Here is an 18,541-nt window from a genome sequence, read left to right as displayed (position 1 = left end):
CATATAAGGATTTTAGAGGGGGCTTTTTTATGTCAATGGCTTATGAAGAATATATGCGCCAGCTGGTCGTGCCGATGCGCCGTGAGCTGACGGGTGCGGGTTTTCAGGAATTAACGACTGCTGAAGAAGTAGAAAGCTTTATGGAACAGGCAGAGGGCACGACATTGGTCGTTGTCAACTCCGTGTGCGGCTGTGCAGCCGGTCTCGCCCGTCCGGCTGCGACTCAGGCTGTTTTACAGCATGAAAAAGCGCCTGATCATACGGTTACCGTATTTGCCGGTCAAGATAAAGACGCAACTGCAAAAATGCGTGAATATTTTACGGGGCAGGAACCTTCCTCGCCATCAATGGCGCTGTTAAAAGGGAAAGAGGTCGTTCATTTTATTCCCCGCCACGAAATCGAAGGGCATGACATGGAGGAAATTATGAAAAATCTGACGGATGCCTTCGATGCGCACTGCTGAAATGCCCAAATTCCGGGCATTTTCTTTTTGGAGAAAAAGATGATCACAACGAGTTACAGACCAAGCGAATACACGATACACACAGCGCAGTCACTCAGTGTCAGGCTGGGTGACACTTACTGCAGCCGCAATAAACAGCCCATTGAAAAAATGCTGGAACGAGCCGCTAGCGATCTTTTAGTCATCGGAAAGGAACGGTTCGAACTTTACACGAAGCAAGGGGAGAAGTTCTTTTTTCACCCGAATACAGCGATGTTCCGCGCAAAGCGGTTTTTGAGAGGGGAAGCCGAGCCGTTGTTAAAAGCAGCCGGATTACGCGAGGGGGATTCCTTTTTAGATTGTACGCTCGGCCTGGCATCCGATGCGATTTTGGCAAGCCTGGCAGTCGGAAAAAGCGGACAAGTCATCGGCCTGGAGAAAAACAAGCTTGTCTCATTGCTTGTAGAAACAGGACTTCAAACGTGGGAAACCGGAATGGAGCAGCTCCAAACCGCCATGAAACGCATTCAGGTTAAACATGCCGACTGCGCCGATTATTTGCGGGAGCTTCCTGATTCATCGGTAGATGTCATTTATTTTGACCCGATGTTTCACGAACCTGTTGAAACGTCAGACGGCATTGCACCGCTCCGCGCGCTGGCAGAAGAGGGTTTTAACGAAGAGTGCATCACGCAAGCCGTCCGGGCGGCGAAAAAATGCGTAGTGCTTAAAGACCATTGGAAAAGCCCGCGGTTTGAACGATACGGCTTCAAGGTGCTGAAAAGAAAGACGGCGCTTTTCCACTTCGGTGTCATCCATGTAAGCTCATGATATCATGGGCTTCTTTTTCGTTAATCAGTGATTTCCATAACGACAAAATAAAGCAGCGTGAGAAGTGATACAGTCGCAAATAAAGCGTTAATCATCTCATCCCCTCCTTTTTCTCCTTCTTATTGTAAGCGGTTTATCCACTCGGTCACAGTTACCAATTTCCCATATTGCATGATAATACGGTGCCGGACATGACGCCGCGCTTTAATCTATGCTAAAATAAAGGAAAAGAGGACAATAAAACAGAGGGGAACAATCTATCATGAAATTGTGGATGAAAAAGACCCTTGTGGTTCTGTTTACCATTGTAACGTTCGGACTCGTGTCTCCTCCGGCTGCTTTGATGACAGACAAGCCTTCAGGACAGTCGAGCAGTCTTGAGCAGAATGATTACACCGCTTTTTATGATGAACATGCCCTGACGGGAGAAGCGAAGGCAGGGCGGGAGCCTGAATTACTGTTTCAATCGTATCAGCAGCAGCTTCTCGGTGATGCTGAAAATCAATCATTTTTAAAATTCGGCAGCAAAATCTCTCCGGTCATTGAAGATGATTACAGAAGTGAAATTCTGCCGAAAATCGAAGATGTCATCACAGGACATTTAGCCAAGTTTCAAGATGATGAAGCGTATCAGGATGTGGTTATTTCCAGTAAACCGTCGGCCGGAAAAACTGAAAAAATTTTTCATGTGTATAACAGGCTGACAGGTGAAGATCTTTTAAGGTTCCACGTCCGCCGGGATCATCCTCCGCAAGACGGCTACTGGTTTAATTTTCATTACCATACCGCTGAAGACGGATTTCAATCACATCATGAGCTCGGCAGCATTTACTGGGACCGCAATACGCCGCCTGACTGGATGAGCGTGTAATAGCGAGAAGAAATAAAAAAATCATTTCTGAGAAATTTTGCAGAAATGATTTTTTATTGTGTTACACTACTAAAAGACTACTTTAAAAGGATGAAAAAAATGAAACAATATAAAGATTTGTGCCGTCATGTGTTAGAAAACGGAGAAAAAAAAGGAGACCGTACGGGAACGGGTACGATCAGCACGTTCGGCTACCAAATGCGGTTTAACCTTCAGGAAGGTTTCCCGATGCTTACGACGAAAAAGCTCCATTTTAAATCCATCGCGCATGAGCTGCTTTGGTTCTTAAAAGGAGATACGAATGTCCGCTACCTTCAGGAAAACGGAGTCCGCATCTGGAACGAATGGGCGGATGAAAACGGAGAACTCGGACCGGTTTACGGCTCTCAATGGCGTTCATGGCGCGGAGCGGACGGCGAGACCATTGATCAAATCTCCCGGCTGATTCATGACATCAAGACAAACCCGAATTCCAGACGTTTAATCGTCAGCGCCTGGAATGTCGGCGAAATTGATCATATGGCGCTTCCGCCTTGCCACTGCCTGTTTCAGTTTTATGTCGCGGACGGAAAACTGTCGTGTCAGCTTTATCAGCGCTCAGCGGATGTCTTTCTCGGCGTGCCGTTTAATATTGCGTCTTATGCGCTTTTAACAATGATGATCGCGCATGTGACGGGACTTGAACCGGGTGAGTTTGTTCATACATTCGGAGACGTCCACATTTACCAAAACCATGTGGAGCAGGTGAATTTGCAGCTGACAAGGGATGTCCGTCCGCTGCCGAAACTGCGGTTTGCGCGAAATGTTGATTCTATTTTTGATTTTACGTTTGAAGACTTTATCATTGAGGATTATGACCCGCATCCGCACATAAAAGGAGCTGTCAGCGTATGATTTCGTTTATTTTTGCGATGGATGAAAACCGGCTGATCGGAAAAGATAACGATCTGCCTTGGCACCTTCCCGATGATCTCGCATATTTCAAAAAAGTGACGACGGGTCACACCATTGTAATGGGGCGCAAAACGTTTGAATCAATCGGACGCCCGCTTCCGAACCGGCGGAACATCGTTGTAACCTCGCGGGACGAATCTTCATTCCCGGGCTGTATTACCGCCGACTCGGCTGAGGAAGTGCTCAAGTTGATCCCGGCGGATGAAGAATGCTTTGTAATCGGCGGCGCCCAGCTGTACAGTGCGCTCTTTCCCTATGCGGACAGACTTTACATGACAAAAATTCACCATGTCTTTGAAGGAGACCGTTTTTTTCCGGAATTTAATGAAGCTGAATGGGAATTGACCTCCCGCAAACAGGGAGTAAAAGATGAAAAAAACCCTTACGATTATGAGTACCTTGTATACGAGAAAAAGAATTAAGCAGGGGGACAAGAATTGGTTCGTTACGGCTGCCTTGTGATGTACGTTGTATTTATGTTCATGAAAAATATTCAGGAATATATCAATCAAAAAGAGCTTGACCCGCGGCTCTCTTTTCAAAAACAGATGAGGCTGGTGTATGAGCGGCCGAAAGCCTTTATGAGAGGCTGCATTGACGTGTCGGGATCGGCAATCGGCATTCATCATGATCAGCCGATACCGGACGGCCCCGTATTGTATGTGCATCCCAGATTGCGCCCGGCTGATCTTCTGCTGCTTGCGGGACATCTTGAAGAGCCGGCTGGTTTTATCGCTGGCGAGAAAGCTTTCCGGATGCCGTTTCTCGGAAATTGGCTGCGTCTGATGGGTGTCATTTGTGGCGGAGACAGCCGGGATGCAGTGCTTCAGGAGGCGGAAGTCCGGCTGCAAAAAGGGCAAAGTCTGATTCTGTCCGAAGACGGCAAAATCAATCCGGAGGAACTGGCCCTTCGTTTCGATCTCCCGATTGTGCCCGTCAGCACTTCGGGAACAGACCGGCTGCTGCGGGGCAGGTTATTGAAACGGCTGAAACCGGCTGATATTGAATTACATATAAAGCCCGCTTATTATCCGGCCGGTCAGAAACGGCTCCGTGCATAAAAAAAGCACAGTCTCTATACGAGAGGCTGTGCTTTTTTATTTCAGATAAAGGGAACTTTGACGCAATAAAACAAAATACAGAAAAACATCGAGGCGCTGCCGCCTAAAACAAAACTGTGCCAAATGGCGTGATGATACGGAACTTTTCTCCAAATATAAAATATTGTGCCGGCGGAATACAATAAGCCGCCGAAAAGAAGAAGGCCGAAACCGGGACCTGACAGCGAAGCGTACAGCGGTTTAATGGCGATGATGATCAGCCAGCCCATCATTAAATAGACAAGCGTTGAAAAAATGATAAACCGCTTCACGAAAAAGATTTTAAACACGATGCCTCCGATGGCAAGCGACCAAACAATAATTAAAAGGGTCAGACCGAGCGCCCCTTTAAGGGGTCCTAATAAAAATGGCGTATATGTTCCGGCTATTAATACGTATATCGCGGAATGATCCACAATTTCAAGAATGTCTTTCGTTTTTTTATGCTGGATGCTGTGCAAAAGAGTCGAGCTGAGATACAGCAGGAGCATTGAAGCGCCGAATATTGAAAAGCTGACGATGTCTGTCGGCGAGCCGTATTTCACCGCAAAGATAATGAGAAAAATAAGCGCCGGAATCGACAGCAATACACCGATTCCGTGTGTGACGGCATTTGCGATTTCTTCTTTTATTGTGAACAATCAAATGTCCTCCTTTTTAAAGGATTTGTTTTTGCAGTGACTGCAAAAAGGTCAACCCTTCTAATGTGATTTTTGTTCCTGCGCGTCCCCGGCCTTTTGTCACATAGTTCATCTTTTCTAAGTAATCAAGCCTGTTTCTGACTTGCTGGGGCGTTAATGTCATTGTGCTGTTTTCGCTTAATTCGGATATGCTCCGTCTGCTGGCGGGTTCGCCTTTTGTATTTAAGTCTTTAATTGCTTCCAAAATAAACAAAAACTCTTCTTTCTCCATCAATGTCAGCCGTTTTTCTTTTTTCTTAGCGGTTTTCGCTTTCTGGCTGTTTTTGATATACGGCGGGACATGCTCGGGATAAATCGTGCTGCCGGATGCTGCCGCGGCCATATAGTGCGCCGCATTTTCAAGTTCTCTGATGTTGCCGTTAAAGGTGTGCCGCTCAAACAGCGGATAAACGGACGGATCGATATGAACATGCTGCCCCGAGGCTGTCAGCATATGCTGCAGAAGAAGCGGTATATCGCTTTTTCGTTCAGATAAAGCAGGGAGCGGAAGGCATAACACGTGAAGCCTGTAAAATAAATCTATGCTGAACGTGTTTTCCGCGCCGGTATCGCCAAGATTCGCCGTGCTGCTTGCAATGATGCGGGCGGAAAGCCCGGCGTCCAGCTCGGAAAGAAGGCGGGCCTGTACCGAGAGCGGCATGTCTCCGATTTCATATAAGAATAATGTTCCGCGGCGGGCCCTGTTTAATGCGCCTTCAGCGCCGAACAGTTCATATTCGAGCCGCTCTTCGCTTTGACTGCAGTGAACGGTAATAAATAGTTCGCTGTTTCTGCGGGATTTATGATGGATCGCTCTGGCCATTTGTTTTTTTCCGGTTCCGACTTCACCCGTTATGAAGACCGGCAAATCAGATAAGGCAAATTGCGAGGCCAATCGTTTCGCTTCTGAAAAGGTGTGATGTTCGCCGGCTAGCTGATAAAAAGGATCAGTTTGTTCAATTACACTCATAAATTGGCTCCTTTTGGTTCTAATTGGTTTAAGTATAACACGTTTATGCGATCGAAAATATCTTTTTCTCTTGTATCGGTTCATTTATTTTTATTTACAAAATTAAAATAATTATCTTATTGTTTGAATATTCATGTTATAATGGCATATTAAATAGGGATTTAAATAAGAAAGGACTCTGTAAATGAAACCGTTGCTTAAAGAAGACTCTCTCATCCAGGTAAAAGACATTTTAAAAGCGCACCAAAACGTAAAGGACGTTGTGATACATACGCCTTTGCAGAGGAATGACAGACTTTCTGAGAGGTATGGCTGCAATATCTATTTGAAAAGAGAAGACCTGCAGGTGGTCAGATCATTTAAGCTCAGAGGGGCTTATAATAAAATGAGGCAGCTCTCAAAAGAGCAGACTGAAAACGGAATTGTATGCGCAAGTGCGGGAAACCATGCGCAGGGGGTTGCGTTTTCATGCAAACACCTCGGCATTCACGGCAAGATTTTTATGCCGTCAACCACACCGAGACAGAAAGTATCCCAAGTGGAACTGTTCGGAAAAGAATTTGTTGAAATCATATTGACGGGTGACACTTTCGATGATGCGTATAAGAGTTCTGCGGAATGCTGTGAAAAAGAAAACCGCACGTTTATTCATCCGTTTGACGATCCCGATGTCATGGCCGGACAGGGAACGGCTGCCATCGAAATTTTAAATGACATTGACGTCGAACCGCATTTTCTTTTTGCAAGCGTAGGGGGAGGAGGACTCCTGTCCGGGCTCGGCACGTACATGAAAAACATCTCGCCAGATACAAAAATCATAGCGGTAGAGCCGAAGGGCGCAGCCTCCTATTTTGAATCGAAAAAAGCCGGACAAGTGGTTGAACTTGAGAAAATTGATAAATTTGTCGATGGGGCGGCCGTAAAAAAAATCGGCGCTGAAACCTTTCAAACGCTCAAAACCGTCGTCGATGACGTTTTGCTTGTCCCGGAAGGAAAAGTGTGCAGCACGATTCTTGAATTATATAATCAATGCGCCATCGTGGCTGAACCGGCGGGTGCATTGTCCGTGTCAGCACTTGATCTGTACAAAGAAGAGATTAAAGGGAAAAACGTCATCTGCATGGTCAGCGGAGGGAATAATGACATCGGCAGAATGCAGGAGATGAAGGAGCGCTCCATGATTTACGAGGGGCTGCAGCATTATTTTATCGTTAATTTCCCGCAAAGGGCGGGAGCGCTTCGCGAATACCTTGATGAGGTGCTCGGTCCTGATGATGACATCACCCGGTTTGAATACACGAAAAAAAATAACAAAAGCAGCGGCCCCGCATTGGTCGGCATTGAGCTTAAGCATCGGGAAGATTACGGCGCGCTCATTGCCCGGATGAATCAAAAAGGATTTCATTACGTAGAGGTGAATAAAGATCAGGATCTGTTCCACCTGTTAATCTGACTTTTTTTAGAACGGCCGCGCAAAATGACAGACACGCTTTCTCAGATTGTATATAATAAAAAGAAAACAATCGAAAAAGAAGGATTGATATCTTGTTACTCAAAAGCCTAGAGTTCAAACGACAGGACGGGATTCAGGTAAAAGTGACAGAAATACCGGTTGTCACGGAAGGTGAACAATATTTTTTTCAAATTCATCAGCACCTTGAGCTTTATTTGAGAGAAGTTTTTGCTTCACAAAGTGTGGGAACAGTGTATTCATTCCGACAATATGTCAAGCGCCGTATGAAGTGGAAAGATTATGAGGCCGTTTTCAGCCAAGAGATTTTAAAACATAACGCATAACGGTGCACATTCCTTAGCGCCTTCCTTTTGATAAGGGAGGGTGCGGGAATTTTTTTATGATGAACGCTGTAAGCGTTTTATCTATGGGGGGAATGGAAATGAAAAAAATGAAAAGCTTCGCTGCCGTCTTTTGTTTGCTGCTCTTGTGCGCCTGCGGGGGGAAAACGATAAAAGACCCGCTGAACTATCAGATTGAGCCGTTTTCATATCAGAATCAAGACGGGAAAACAGTGTCACTGAAAAGCCTGAAGGGGCATGTCTGGATTGCCGATTTTATGTTTACAAACTGTAATACAGTCTGTCCGCCGATGACGGCCCACATGACCGAACTGCAAAAAAAACTGAAGGCTGAGAACCTGGACGTGCGGATTGTGTCATTCAGTGTAGATCCTGAAAATGATACGCCGAAACAGCTGAAAGCCTTTGCTTCCAAATATCCGCTTTCGCTTAGCAACTGGGATTTTCTGACCGGTTACAGCCAAAAGGACATTGAAGATTTTGCGATGAACAGCTTTAAAGCAATCGTCAAAAAGCCGGAGGGAGAGGACCAGGTCATACATCAAACTTCTTTTTATTTAGTCGGACCTGACGGCAAGGTGCTTAAAGATTATGACGGCGTGCAGAAGGTTCCGTATGATGATATCCTGTCAGATGTCAAAGCGGCTGAGGAGCTCAAGTAAACTGGCAGATTAGACATTTTCAAAACTGAAAAAACATGTTACACTTTCCACTAGTAGACGGGGAAGGAGCAACCAGATTGAAGCTGCGAATGTTCTCATTGATCGCCGGACTGGCTTTGCTTTTATCAGCTTGTTCTGTCCAGCGCACCGGTTCTGACGCTGAAGAACCGAAAACGAAAGATCATATTGTCATAGCTGCGGTCGGTGATTCATTGACTGAAGGAGTAGGAGATCCTGACGGTTCAGGATACGTCGGCAAGACAGCGGAGTCTCTTAAGAAAAAGGGACATGTGAAAACGGTAGATATTAAAAATTATGCGGTGCAGGGCGACAAAACGTCAGACCTGCTGAAAAAGCTTGATAATAAAAAAGTGCAGAAATCATTAAGGAGCGCCGACTATATCTTTTTTACCATCGGCGGCAATGACTTAATGAAGGTGCTCCGCCAGAATATGATGCAGCTGACGGTTCAGCCGTTCCAAAAGGAAGAGAAACCTTTTGAAAAACGGTTCAAGACGATCATTTCAAAAATCCGCAAATATAATGAAAACGCAGAGCTGGTGTATGTCAGCATGTATAATCCATTCACGTTTACGCTGCCTGAATTAAAAGAAATTAATGGGGTTGTGACGGATTGGAACAAGATCGCCGCAAAAGAGCTGGAAAAAGATCCTCACGCCGCTGCGGTGAATGTTGAAGACTTGTTCAGTCAAAAAAGCGGCAGCAGACGGATTTCAAAGGATGATGATTTTCATCCGAACGCAAAAGGGTATGCACTCATCGCCGACCGATTATACGGCATCATAGAAAAACAAGGGTTACCAGCAGAATAGGGTGAAATGATGAAAAAATGGAAATCGCTGTTTTTTGTTCTTCTCGCACTCAATGTGATTGCCGCCGCGGTAATTGTGACATTATTGGTTATGCCGGGAGAACAGGCGAAAATACAAGATCAGACAAAAAGTGAGTACGGCTTTCATATCACAAGCTCCAAAGAATCACTTGCCAGGTTTGTGAATTCGTACTTAAAAGAGAAGGCATCGAATCAGCTTGACTACAAAGTGGACATCAATAACGATGTGCACGTGGCAGGTAAAATCAAAGCATTCTCAACCTCCATTAACGCGGTCGTCACATTTGAACCGTCCGTACAGGAGAACGGAGATGTGGTTTTGAAAGTGACGAAGTTTTCATTAGGTGAATTAAGCCTGCCGATCAGCTTTGTGCTGAATTATATGGACAGCTTTTATGAACTCCCGTCATTTGTGCACGTTCATTCCGGGGATAAAAGCATCGAGATCCGTCTGTCAGAAATGCCTTTAGACAACGGCATGTATGTAAAAGCGGATAAAATCAATCTCGACACGGATGAAATTGAATTTTCCTATTATCATCCGAAACAATAAGTTTTCATAAAAAAAACACAGATCCTTTCAGGGATTTGTGTTTTTTCGTGTCAGCGTTTTTTGTCTAGCTTGCTGAACAGTTTGATTAACGTTGCAAGCTCTTCATCAGAGTAGCAGTCAAACCGTTTAAAAAAGTATTCTGTTTTTTTCTGGTTGAAATGATCGACAATTTTCTCCCCGGCTTCCGTAATATGGATTCTGATAATTCGCCTGTCCTCTTTAGAACGGATGCGGGTGATCCATTCCTTTTCTACTAAAGCATCGGTCACTGCGGTAATGTGGCTTGCGGAGACCTCAAGAATGGGGGCAAATTCCGTTACTTTTTTAGGCCCTTGTTCACTGAGAATCCGCAAAATGGTGAATTCGTTCCTGGACAGCTCTTTATCTAGAATTTCATTAACTTCATTTCTGATTTGTTTAAACACTTTTCGAAGCAAAGCTTCCATATCATACATCATTTGTGTCCTTACTTTCAAATCATGAACCTCCAATATGTAGTCAGCGTGGCATCGTTCAGCTTCCCCTGAAAGCAGAATTATTTTTATTCTGTTTATACATGCTATAATATAATAATACCACGTATGAACAAAGGAGGGCACCCGTATGTCAGAAAAAAAAGAAATCGCCACATTTGCAGGCGGCTGTTTTTGGTGCATGGTGAAGCCGTTTGACGAACAGCCCGGGATTGAAAAGGTGGTGTCCGGCTATACAGGAGGTCATACTGAGAATCCGACTTACGAAGAAGTGTGCAGTGAAACGACCGGACACAGAGAAGCCGTTCAAATCACATTTCAACCTGACATTTATCCGTATGAAAAGCTTGTCGAGCTGTTTTGGCAGCAGATCGACCCGACTGATGCAGGCGGCCAGTTTGCAGACCGCGGAAGTTCATATCGGGCGGCGATATATTACCATAATGATGAACAAAAACAAATCGCTGAAGCCTCAAAAAAACAGCTTGAAGAAAGCGGCATATTTAAAAAGCCGATCGTCACAGACATTTTAAAGGCTGAGCCTTTTTATGAAGCGGAAGGCTATCATCAGCACTTTTATAAGAAAAATCCTGATCACTACGGGCGCTACCGTATAGGTTCCGGACGTCAAGGCTTTCTGGATGAGCATTGGAGGGACAGATAAGATGGCTTTTAATAAAGAAGAAAAAATCAAATCATTAAACCGCATGCAATATGAAGTCACGCAAAATAACGGAACGGAGCCGCCGTTTCAAAATGAATTCTGGGATCACAAAGAAGAGGGGCTGTATGTTGATATCGTATCAGGAAAGCCCTTGTTTACATCTCTGGATAAATTCGATTCTCATTGCGGCTGGCCCAGTTTTACAAAACCGATTGAGGAAGAAGAGGTTGACGAAAAACTGGACACAAGCCACGGGATGATCCGGACGGAAGTGAGAAGCAAAACAGCGGACTCCCACTTAGGCCACGTATTTAATGACGGCCCGGGGCCAAGCGGTCTCCGTTATTGCATTAACTCTGCGGCACTCCGGTTTATTCCGAAAGACAAGCTGAAGGAAGAGGGCTATGAAGCCTGCCTGCATTTATTTGAAAAATAGAGCTCAGCAATGAGGCCTGCCTATCAGACAGGCCTTTTTTCTATGTTTTTTTTTCTTCATGTAATCGTTCAATAATCTTTACGATTGTTTCTTTTGTGATGAGCGGCGCCTGATCCGATTGATATCTGGGGAGATTGACCTTCCGAAATTCCGGATGTTTGGCGGGATCCGGCAATATCGCGTAAAGATTGCCCCATTCATATAAAGATTCCGTCTCATGAGGAGAGGTCAGTTCTTCATGAAGCTTCTCACCGGGGCGTTTTCCCACTTCAACAGCGGCTGGCTGCGGCAGTCCGTGCCGGAACGCATATTCTTCAAACCCGTGAAGCAGTTCTTCAAGCCTCAGGGACTCCATTTTAAAAATAAACGTTTCTCCGCCCTTTGTAATCGCCGCAGATTGCAGGGTGAGCGTTGCGGCGTCATCGATCGACATAAAAAACCTCGTCATGTTTTTATCCGTAATGGTGAGCGGACCGCCTGCCATCAACTGCTCAAATAAAATAGGAATAACGGAACCGCGTGAACCGAGCACATTGCCGAAGCGGACCGAACAAAACACCGTACCGCGGTTTTGAACATGATGATTCGCCTGATGAAACAGCTTCTCGGACAACAGCTTCGTAGCTCCCATTGTGTTTACCGGGGAAACGGCTTTATCGGTTTTTTAAGACATTTACTGCATTTTGAGGAACTATCAGTGGCGGTGAGATCGAAAGCGAAAAATTAAACCTCAGGATAGGGGTGATTTCAAACTGAGCCGGAATTGGCCCTTTTCTTTTTTGTGTCATCGTAACGATAACTTCTTTGAAGACCATTCTTAATAGCGAGTTCTTTTTTTCTGTGCTTGTTTCAATGTGATATTGATCAATTATCTTATTTATGTTGTTTCTGACTGTATTACTGTCTATTTCTGATTGCGCTTCTTGAGTTCCATTGAGTTCATGCTTGGCAATCTGGAGTTCTTTAAATTCTTCATCTAAAACAGCTTTTCTTTTCAAAAAAAGTTCATCAGTGTAAATGCCGCTTTCATATTTCTCGAAGATAAAATTCTCTTTGTTTTTTAACTCTTGTTCTTTTTGTGAAAGATGTTCAGACATTTGCTTCTTTGTTTTCACATTACTATTTACGTCTTCGTATTTAGAAATCATATAAATGATATGTTTTGTTAAAGTCTTATTATCTAAGTTGCTTAAAGAAGAGAGGTAATCCAGAATGGCATTTTCAACATCGTTATATCTCACATAAGTGCATTTATTCTTTTTGCAAGTGAGTGATTTAACGTGATACACACTTTCCGTGCCGTTTTTGTTTTCTCGCGTTCGCCTAGTTTCGTATTTAGATAATGGTTCACCGCACTTAGAACAAGTGCATACGCCTGCCAATTCACTTAATTCCAATGCGTTTTTATTAGGCAGCAGGGGAACTTTGTTTGCAATTTTCTCTTGTGATTGTTGAAATTGTTCTTGATCTATTATAGGGACGTGTGCATCCGATACTATAATTTGTTCCTTTTCAGGTCTAATTGTTCGTTTACCGTCTTTTGTTTTTTCCCTAACCTTATATTTAACAGTTCCGATATACGCTTCGTTTTGCAGAATTGCTTTAATTGTGTATTGATTCCAGCGCTTTTTTCCTGATGGAGTCGGTATTTGTAATTTTGTTAAGTGAGAAGCAATCGCTGTATAACTAACTTCTTTTCCATTCAACCCATTTAAAAAGATGTTAAAGATGAATTGAACGACTTTTGCTTTTTCTTCGACTGGGACTAGTTTGGATGTTTTTTTGTTTAACCGGTATCCATAAGGCGCTAGTCCTGAAATCCATTTCCCTTGTGCCGCATATGTGTATTTAGCGCCTGTCATACGCTCTCTGGTCATTTCAAATTCTTCTCTGGCCATAAACAATTCAAAACGAATCTGACGCATGTCTGCAGGATTTCGAGGGTCATAAACTTTATATGGTGTAATGATAATCAATCGCTTACTTTGAAGAAGGTTAACAATTTGTCCCGCATCACTGTAGCTCCCGCGGCTGAGTCTTGTTATTTCTTTAACAGCAATTGCCTGGTACTTGCCTTCCTCGAGGTCTTTAAGACATTCTTTAAAAACAGGGCGACCCTCAATGCTTTCTCCAGATCCGATTTCCATTTTTAATTCATAGGGGATTTCAATCGACTTCAGTATTTTATTCATGAGTTCATTTTGTTCTGTTAGCGTATCTTCGCCTGTTCTTTTTTCCCGCTCCATATCCTGACGAGAGCGTCTGAGATAACCCAAAATATTTGTAATGTTGTAAGAATGAACGATGTTTTTTAACTCCAAAAAAACAGCACCTCCTCTTTATTGTATTTACTGTAAAAACAGAAGTATTCGTACAATATTCTGTCTGACATTGAATACGAGAATAACCTAAATTCTGAAGATGAAACTTTTCTCGTCCAGTTGTCAGGTGCATTTTGTAATTATGAAAATGATAAAGCGAAAGAAATGAATAAACAACTATTCATTAACCGATACGGTGAAGAGCTTGGAATTAGCTCCATTAAAGGAGATAATCGATCAGAATATGAAGAAATTATTCGTACTTATGAAAAGAATAATTACAAGCAGAAAGAAATTAATATAGATGAGCTGCTGCAGGCATTATTTGAGACAGAGATGATGTTATCTTTAAAAGAAAAGTTTTGATAAAATCCTAATTGATGTATCATAGGGGTTTAATCAGCCACTATAGGCCACAGAGTCCCTCACACGCTCTGTGGTTTTTTGTTTAGATTGAATGTACCAAATAAAAAAGAAGCCTCAGAGGACTTCAAACTGGCTCTACGGATAGGATAGTAATTAAAACAGCAAATAACACTTACATTTTGTTCACCACAAGTGCTGCTTCAATTATGAATAAAATTGTTACTGATTAACAAATTCGTATCCTCAGTAATTATTCTGAGGAGTATGGGGGTGTTTTTATTGACTAACTTTGTCCATAAGACTATCAATGGTTTGAAAAGTCTTTTAGATGAAAAAGGGGCTATTAAATTGTTTTGTTCTGAGGGATATATTGTAGAGAGCCTTGTGACTTTTTCTCCAAACAAAGCGTCTCTTAGTGAAATCCAAAACTTTCAGTCGAATCATAAATTCACTCTTCCTGATGATTACCTGAAGTTTATTTCTCAGCATAATGGTGCGAAAATTTTCGAAATTCTTTCAGAGGGCGAGAATATTGGAGGAGGTCTTCATCTATTTAGCCTTGAAGAAATAGAAGAAGAACTAAAATACGAGCTTTTGTTTGAAGGTATCAATGGAATACCTGTTGGCTACCTGTTGGAAGAATGTCATTTAATGATCGACAAGGATAGAGTGAATCAAGGTGATCCTAATTATCTATTTATATTTGAAAGTGGTTCAGAATATAATCCATTAAATTTAAACTTTGAAATATTTTTAGACCGATATATTATGTCGAACGGGGATGCTTTTTGGGACTGGAAATACTATACAGCTGAAAATTATTACAGGACGAGATAAAACTGTGTATGACAGTCGGAACGGACTGTCTTTTTCTGTTAATCAAATAATAAAGCTATGGTAAAATTTAGACAGAAAGAAGCAGAAAGGAGACGTAAATGAAAGTATTTGAAGCATCCTCGTTCATTTCAGCAGCGGAAAAGCGGGCAAAAGAATATGATCAGGTTAGAGAACAATTTATCAATCTCAGGAAAGCCTATCAGGGAATGGCTGACTTAGATGACAGTGAGTTTTCAGGCAAAGGCGCTGACAACATTAAAGCTTTTTTTCAAGATCACGCTAGTGTCACAGACAGCTGGCTTGATTTGATCGATATGAAGATTGCTTTTCATCTTAACAGTATTTCAGGAAAAGTAGCTGATGCCGGATTGACCGATTCGTTTGTGGAAGAGTCATTTTTAGAACATGAGCTGATTCATGCGAAGAATAAATCACAAGCCATCATGCAGGAGCAGCAGAATGAAATGAAAGGTATCCTTGATGAAATCAGCGATATCATTCATCTTGATGTTTTCTCTACAGAAGATGTCGATCAAAAGCTGGAATCAGCAGACAAAAAACGGGACGATACTGTACATAAGCTCGGCAAGCTTGATCATGATCTAACGAAAGAATACGCAGAAACCGAGGCAAATGAACATTTCATTCAGGCTGACTTTCAGCAGCTCCAAAATGCTACAGGTAAAGGGAAAAATGCAACACCACTTCACTATAACGCCAAGGCGTACAGAGAAAGTGACATACATAAGAAAAAAGGCGAGATTGCAAGACACTCAGACACATATTTAACGTTTAAGAAGGAAGAAGCGAAAGAGCGAGAAATCAAGGATCTGAAGAAAAAGCTCGCTGATGGAGTAACTGATCCGGATGAATACTTGGAGATTGCGAGGAAGATCGGGTACGAGAACTTTGACCCTTCTCGACAGCAATATGTCATTCAGCTTGAACAAGCAAAACAGATGGAAGAAGCCGGAGAAGTGACTTGGGATATTTTAAAAGGAGCCGGCGTCGGCCTTTATGGTGTCGGGAAAGACACGGTAACCGGTTTATGGCAGCTGATCAGTAAGCCTGATGAAGTTGTTGAAGGTATCATAGGGGCAGTTGCCCATCCAATTAACACGTATAATGCCATTTCAACAGCTATTGAGGAATCGTATCAAAAAGATATGGTGAACGGGGATGCTTACTCCAGATCAAGATGGGTGACATATGCGGTCGGTTCAGTGGCTGTGGCTGTCGTCGGAACAAAAGGCGCAGGAGCCGTTAACAAAGCTGATGCGGCGGGGAAGGTCATAAACAAGGCAGGACAGGCAGGTCAGAAAATTAAGGACATTAAGATTTCAGATTTGCTTCCTTATAACACTAAGTATGATCTTGCTCTGGCTGATAACGTACCATACAATGTGGTTAACAGCCAAAACCTTAAAAATGGACTTTTGTCCAGTGCAAAGAAATTGGATGAAAGCAGAAAGCCATTTACTGGTCAGAAAGTAAATGTCCCTTGGTTAAATAAAGAGAAGTATGAGGCCTATGAAATAGACGGCAAGGTAAAAGTTAAAGGAGAGCCTAGAGATGTAAGCCTTAGAGTATACACAATGAAAGATATTGACCTTAATCAAAAAAATCGTAAAGGCTTTACGAATCTTCAACTGATGAAAAATGGTAATGCTCCGTTTGCTAAAGATGGCACGCAAATAAATTTACATCACTTAATTCAAGAAGAGCCTGGTACTATGCTGGAGATACCTGAAAGCTGGCATAATAAGTACAGTGATGTTTTGCATGAATTAAAAGGGAATGGACAGAGTTTTAGAAATGATCCTGTGCTTGATAAACAATATAAAAGTTTCAGAAGAAGGTATTGGAGATGGAGAGCTCAGCAATTTGAGAATCAAGAATAAGAGGTGAAAGTTTAATGGATTATTCGAAAATAAAAACTTTCTTTGATGAAAATAAAGAAAATTCAATTCTCACGGGGGGAGTCACTGAAGATCAGATTAGAGAAATAGAAGAGGAGCTCAATGTAACTCTTCCAGACAGCTATAAATGGTTTTTAACTGAGTATGGTTCAGGGGGAGCATACGGAACAATGATTCTCGGATATGACTCTCACGGCGCTGAAGTTGTCGAGCAGACCAATGAATATAAAAAATATTATAACCTTTCCGATGGTCTTGTAGTGATCGAATATGTAGATGAATTTTCTTATTGTCTTGACACTAACAAGATGATAGATGGAGAATGCCCAGTCATTCTTTGGGATAACCAAGAGGGATATGGTAAACAAGTTGCTAGGACATTCCAAGAGTTTTTAATAGAAGAGCTTGAAGAATCGAAAGACGACTGGATCGATGATGAGGACTGGGACGATTAAAACTAAAAAGAAGGTCTATATCTGTTTTTCCATAGCATATGAAGGAGTATTAAAATGAGCTTCACTAAGATCAAACAAAAGTTGAAAGAGTTTACGATTAATGCTGGCACAGATCCTAGCATTAATACAAACGAGCAGCTCAAAGAAATTGAAAGAAATATAGGTAATCAATTGCCTTCCGACTATAAGGATTTTTTGAAGGGATATGGAGGCTGTTATTTAGAAAGTAAAAAAACAACAGATGAGATTGAGTATGACGTTTGCTACAAACCTATAGAGAAAGATCCTTGGATGGGTCAGGAAGATGATACACAATTAATAGAGAGCTTCTATGGTTTAGCTAACGATCATAACAGTCTCCAAGAAGCAATCAATACTTATTCTGATCGCTTTCCTAGGAACATTATTCCTATAGCAAGCTCGGCAGGTGGGAATGAAATATGCATGGATATCGATAATGAAAAGATATTGTTTTGGGATCATGAATTAAGTCACCCCGATAAAGACTTTTTCCTTATTGCCAACTCTTTTGAAGAGTTTATTCTAAGTTTAGTAGATGAACCAATTGAAACTGATAATAATGACAGTGATGTGGAAATTGAGGTTTTAGACAATGACTTTGCAAAATTGCTCTTTGGTAAGGACAATTAGCTTTTATTGTTAGGAAAAGTATTGCAAAGTTAAGCTCTCAGAAAGAGAGCTTTTTTATTTTCGATAGAAACTAATTATAAAAAGGGAGAGAGGTTATGGATTCGTACCAAGTAAAGAAATTAAAACCCGAAGAATACCATAAGTGTAATAATATTTGGGACATGGAAAAGAAAAAGAAAATGGCTAAGGTGTTTTATGACGAATTAGTAAGCGGAAACAGAATTACTTTTATTTACTCAGTGAATGACGAGTTTATAGGAGAAGGATCGTTAGTTTTTCAAAACAATGACCCAGATTATACCATTCCGGATAAACGCATTTATCTATCTCGTATGATTGTTAAAGAAGGATATTGAAATTGCGGGATAGGCGGTATTATTGTTGATTATTTGATTGATTATGCTAAACAACTTGGATTTGAGGAAATAACACTCGGTGTAGATACAGATAACTTAAACGCAAGACATCTATATGAAAAGAAGGGCTTTACAACCGTATTATTTCTTGGTGAAGATGAATATGTAAAACTCCTTAAAGTATTAAAATAAAATTCCCGAGAATTATGGTGAATGTGTGGGAGGTTACTTTCACAAACGATGATAGACGGTAACTTAAGCTAATCTAATTAGATCGTTATTAAGATACGGATTAGCATTTATCCTCTCAAAACCAACCCGTAATGAACTA

The 18,541-nt window shown here is 42.1% G+C and carries 23 protein-coding genes and 3 pseudogenes; 21 read left to right on the top strand and 5 right to left on the bottom strand.

The features are described 5' to 3' along the window. Nucleotides 1-29: 29 nt before the first annotated feature. From L3V45_RS10230 to L3V45_RS10205, 6 genes are all read left to right on the top strand, one after another. Entirely contained in the window at nucleotides 30-464 is a 435-nt protein-coding gene (locus tag L3V45_RS10230; RefSeq protein WP_003153619.1) for a BrxA/BrxB family bacilliredoxin, read from the top strand. Between the two features lie 39 nt (nucleotides 465-503). Continuing rightward, nucleotides 504-1,274, top strand: coding sequence for a class I SAM-dependent methyltransferase (locus tag L3V45_RS10225; RefSeq protein WP_007409525.1), 771 nt, complete (start codon nucleotides 504-506; stop codon nucleotides 1,272-1,274). Nucleotides 1,275-1,536: 262 nt separating this feature from the next. Further along, a complete protein-coding gene (locus L3V45_RS10220) occupies nucleotides 1,537-2,145 on the top strand; it encodes a YpjP family protein (RefSeq protein ID WP_003153621.1) in 609 nt (202 codons plus the stop codon). Nucleotides 2,146-2,244: 99 nt separating this feature from the next. Then, nucleotides 2,245-3,039, top strand: coding sequence for a thymidylate synthase (locus L3V45_RS10215; RefSeq protein ID WP_003153622.1), 795 nt, complete (start codon nucleotides 2,245-2,247; stop codon nucleotides 3,037-3,039). Next, nucleotides 3,036-3,521: a dihydrofolate reductase gene (locus L3V45_RS10210; RefSeq protein ID WP_012117807.1), complete on the top strand. Its 486-nt coding sequence runs from the start codon at nucleotides 3,036-3,038 to the stop codon at nucleotides 3,519-3,521. The genes L3V45_RS10215 and L3V45_RS10210 overlap by 4 nt, the downstream gene beginning before the upstream one ends. 15 nt (nucleotides 3,522-3,536) lie before the next feature. After that, the gene (locus tag L3V45_RS10205) at nucleotides 3,537-4,160 is read left to right on the top strand and encodes a lysophospholipid acyltransferase family protein (protein WP_236836950.1); all 624 of its coding nucleotides are present in this window, start codon (nucleotides 3,537-3,539) and stop codon (nucleotides 4,158-4,160) included. Between the two features lie 41 nt (nucleotides 4,161-4,201). On the opposite strand, the gene trhA is transcribed toward L3V45_RS10205, so the two are convergent. Together trhA and L3V45_RS10195 are read right to left on the bottom strand one after the other, a co-directional pair. Next, nucleotides 4,202-4,840: a PAQR family membrane homeostasis protein TrhA gene (gene trhA / locus L3V45_RS10200; RefSeq protein ID WP_003153625.1), complete on the bottom strand. Its 639-nt coding sequence runs from the start codon at nucleotides 4,838-4,840 to the stop codon at nucleotides 4,202-4,204. A gap of 16 nt (nucleotides 4,841-4,856) precedes the next feature. Continuing rightward, the gene (locus tag L3V45_RS10195) at nucleotides 4,857-5,849 is read right to left on the bottom strand and encodes a sigma 54-interacting transcriptional regulator (RefSeq protein WP_003153626.1); all 993 of its coding nucleotides are present in this window, start codon (nucleotides 5,847-5,849) and stop codon (nucleotides 4,857-4,859) included. A 184-nt stretch (nucleotides 5,850-6,033) separates the two neighbouring features. On the opposite strand from L3V45_RS10195, the gene ilvA reads away from it, so the two are divergent. From ilvA to L3V45_RS10170, 5 genes are all read left to right on the top strand, one after another. Continuing rightward, entirely contained in the window at nucleotides 6,034-7,302 is a 1,269-nt protein-coding gene (ilvA, locus tag L3V45_RS10190) for a threonine ammonia-lyase IlvA (protein ID WP_234949343.1), read from the top strand. A gap of 92 nt (nucleotides 7,303-7,394) precedes the next feature. Further along, a complete protein-coding gene (locus L3V45_RS10185) occupies nucleotides 7,395-7,646 on the top strand; it encodes a DUF2535 family protein (RefSeq protein WP_015388089.1) in 252 nt (83 codons plus the stop codon). 98 nt (nucleotides 7,647-7,744) lie between these two features. Continuing rightward, on the top strand, nucleotides 7,745-8,326 hold the full coding sequence (locus L3V45_RS10180; RefSeq protein WP_015388090.1) for an SCO family protein: 582 nt from the start codon (nucleotides 7,745-7,747) through the stop codon (nucleotides 8,324-8,326). A 77-nt stretch (nucleotides 8,327-8,403) separates the two neighbouring features. Beyond that, complete coding sequence (locus L3V45_RS10175) at nucleotides 8,404-9,159, top strand: SGNH/GDSL hydrolase family protein (protein WP_014305255.1); 756 nt, start codon at nucleotides 8,404-8,406, stop codon at nucleotides 9,157-9,159. A gap of 9 nt (nucleotides 9,160-9,168) precedes the next feature. Further along, complete coding sequence (locus tag L3V45_RS10170) at nucleotides 9,169-9,732, top strand: YpmS family protein (RefSeq protein ID WP_003153637.1); 564 nt, start codon at nucleotides 9,169-9,171, stop codon at nucleotides 9,730-9,732. A gap of 50 nt (nucleotides 9,733-9,782) precedes the next feature. Here L3V45_RS10170 and L3V45_RS10165 read toward each other — a convergent pair whose 3' ends face one another. Beyond that, nucleotides 9,783-10,208, bottom strand: a complete 426-nt coding sequence (locus tag L3V45_RS10165) for a MarR family transcriptional regulator (protein ID WP_003153639.1) — start codon at nucleotides 10,206-10,208, stop codon at nucleotides 9,783-9,785. A 127-nt stretch (nucleotides 10,209-10,335) separates the two neighbouring features. Here L3V45_RS10165 and msrA point away from each other — a divergent pair, with 127 nt between their 5' ends. Both msrA and msrB read left to right on the top strand, forming a co-directional pair. Next, nucleotides 10,336-10,869 carry a peptide-methionine (S)-S-oxide reductase MsrA gene (msrA, locus tag L3V45_RS10160; RefSeq protein ID WP_234949342.1) on the top strand — a complete coding sequence of 178 codons (534 nt, stop codon included), beginning with the start codon at nucleotides 10,336-10,338 and terminating at the stop codon, nucleotides 10,867-10,869. A gap of 1 nt (nucleotide 10,870) precedes the next feature. Then, nucleotides 10,871-11,305 carry a peptide-methionine (R)-S-oxide reductase MsrB gene (gene msrB / locus L3V45_RS10155; protein ID WP_007409536.1) on the top strand — a complete coding sequence of 145 codons (435 nt, stop codon included), beginning with the start codon at nucleotides 10,871-10,873 and terminating at the stop codon, nucleotides 11,303-11,305. A 40-nt stretch (nucleotides 11,306-11,345) separates the two neighbouring features. On the opposite strand, the pseudogene L3V45_RS10150 reads toward msrB, so the two are convergent. Together L3V45_RS10150 and L3V45_RS10145 are read right to left on the bottom strand one after the other, a co-directional pair. Continuing rightward, nucleotides 11,346-11,966 (bottom strand): annotated as a pseudogene (locus L3V45_RS10150) (polysaccharide biosynthesis protein); the annotation flags it as partial. Continuing rightward, nucleotides 11,942-13,626 (bottom strand): annotated as a pseudogene (locus L3V45_RS10145) (recombinase family protein). The pseudogenes L3V45_RS10150 and L3V45_RS10145, both read right to left, overlap by 25 nt. A 165-nt stretch (nucleotides 13,627-13,791) precedes the next feature. Between L3V45_RS10145 and L3V45_RS10140 the strand changes: the two are divergent. The 8 genes and pseudogenes from L3V45_RS10140 (at nucleotide 13,792) to L3V45_RS10105 (ending at nucleotide 18,402) form a co-directional block, all read left to right on the top strand. Then, a complete protein-coding gene (locus tag L3V45_RS10140; protein WP_223203775.1) occupies nucleotides 13,792-13,992 on the top strand; it encodes a hypothetical protein in 201 nt (66 codons plus the stop codon). Between the two features lie 119 nt (nucleotides 13,993-14,111). Beyond that, nucleotides 14,112-14,222: pseudogene (locus L3V45_RS10135) on the top strand (SunI/YnzG family protein); the annotation flags it as partial. A 49-nt stretch (nucleotides 14,223-14,271) separates the two neighbouring features. Then, nucleotides 14,272-14,829 carry an SMI1/KNR4 family protein gene (locus tag L3V45_RS10130; protein WP_052587349.1) on the top strand — a complete coding sequence of 186 codons (558 nt, stop codon included), beginning with the start codon at nucleotides 14,272-14,274 and terminating at the stop codon, nucleotides 14,827-14,829. A 98-nt stretch (nucleotides 14,830-14,927) separates the two neighbouring features. Continuing rightward, nucleotides 14,928-16,730: a T7SS effector LXG polymorphic toxin gene (locus tag L3V45_RS10125; protein WP_234949341.1), complete on the top strand. Its 1,803-nt coding sequence runs from the start codon at nucleotides 14,928-14,930 to the stop codon at nucleotides 16,728-16,730. A 14-nt stretch (nucleotides 16,731-16,744) separates the two neighbouring features. Then, entirely contained in the window at nucleotides 16,745-17,203 is a 459-nt protein-coding gene (locus tag L3V45_RS10120) for an SMI1/KNR4 family protein (RefSeq protein ID WP_024085508.1), read from the top strand. 54 nt (nucleotides 17,204-17,257) lie between these two features. Continuing rightward, nucleotides 17,258-17,854, top strand: a complete 597-nt coding sequence (locus tag L3V45_RS10115) for an SMI1/KNR4 family protein (protein WP_234949340.1) — start codon at nucleotides 17,258-17,260, stop codon at nucleotides 17,852-17,854. A gap of 95 nt (nucleotides 17,855-17,949) precedes the next feature. Next, nucleotides 17,950-18,210: a GNAT family N-acetyltransferase gene (locus tag L3V45_RS10110; RefSeq protein ID WP_223151887.1), complete on the top strand. Its 261-nt coding sequence runs from the start codon at nucleotides 17,950-17,952 to the stop codon at nucleotides 18,208-18,210. Nucleotides 18,211-18,219: 9 nt separating this feature from the next. After that, complete coding sequence (locus L3V45_RS10105) at nucleotides 18,220-18,402, top strand: GNAT family N-acetyltransferase (protein WP_223203798.1); 183 nt, start codon at nucleotides 18,220-18,222, stop codon at nucleotides 18,400-18,402. Nucleotides 18,403-18,541 lie beyond the last annotated feature (139 nt).

This window comes from Bacillus sp. R45 (genome assembly GCF_021729365.1).
Lineage (GTDB): Bacteria > Bacillota > Bacilli > Bacillales > Bacillaceae > Bacillus > Bacillus velezensis.
This window is presented reverse-complemented; position numbering and strand designations above follow the sequence as displayed.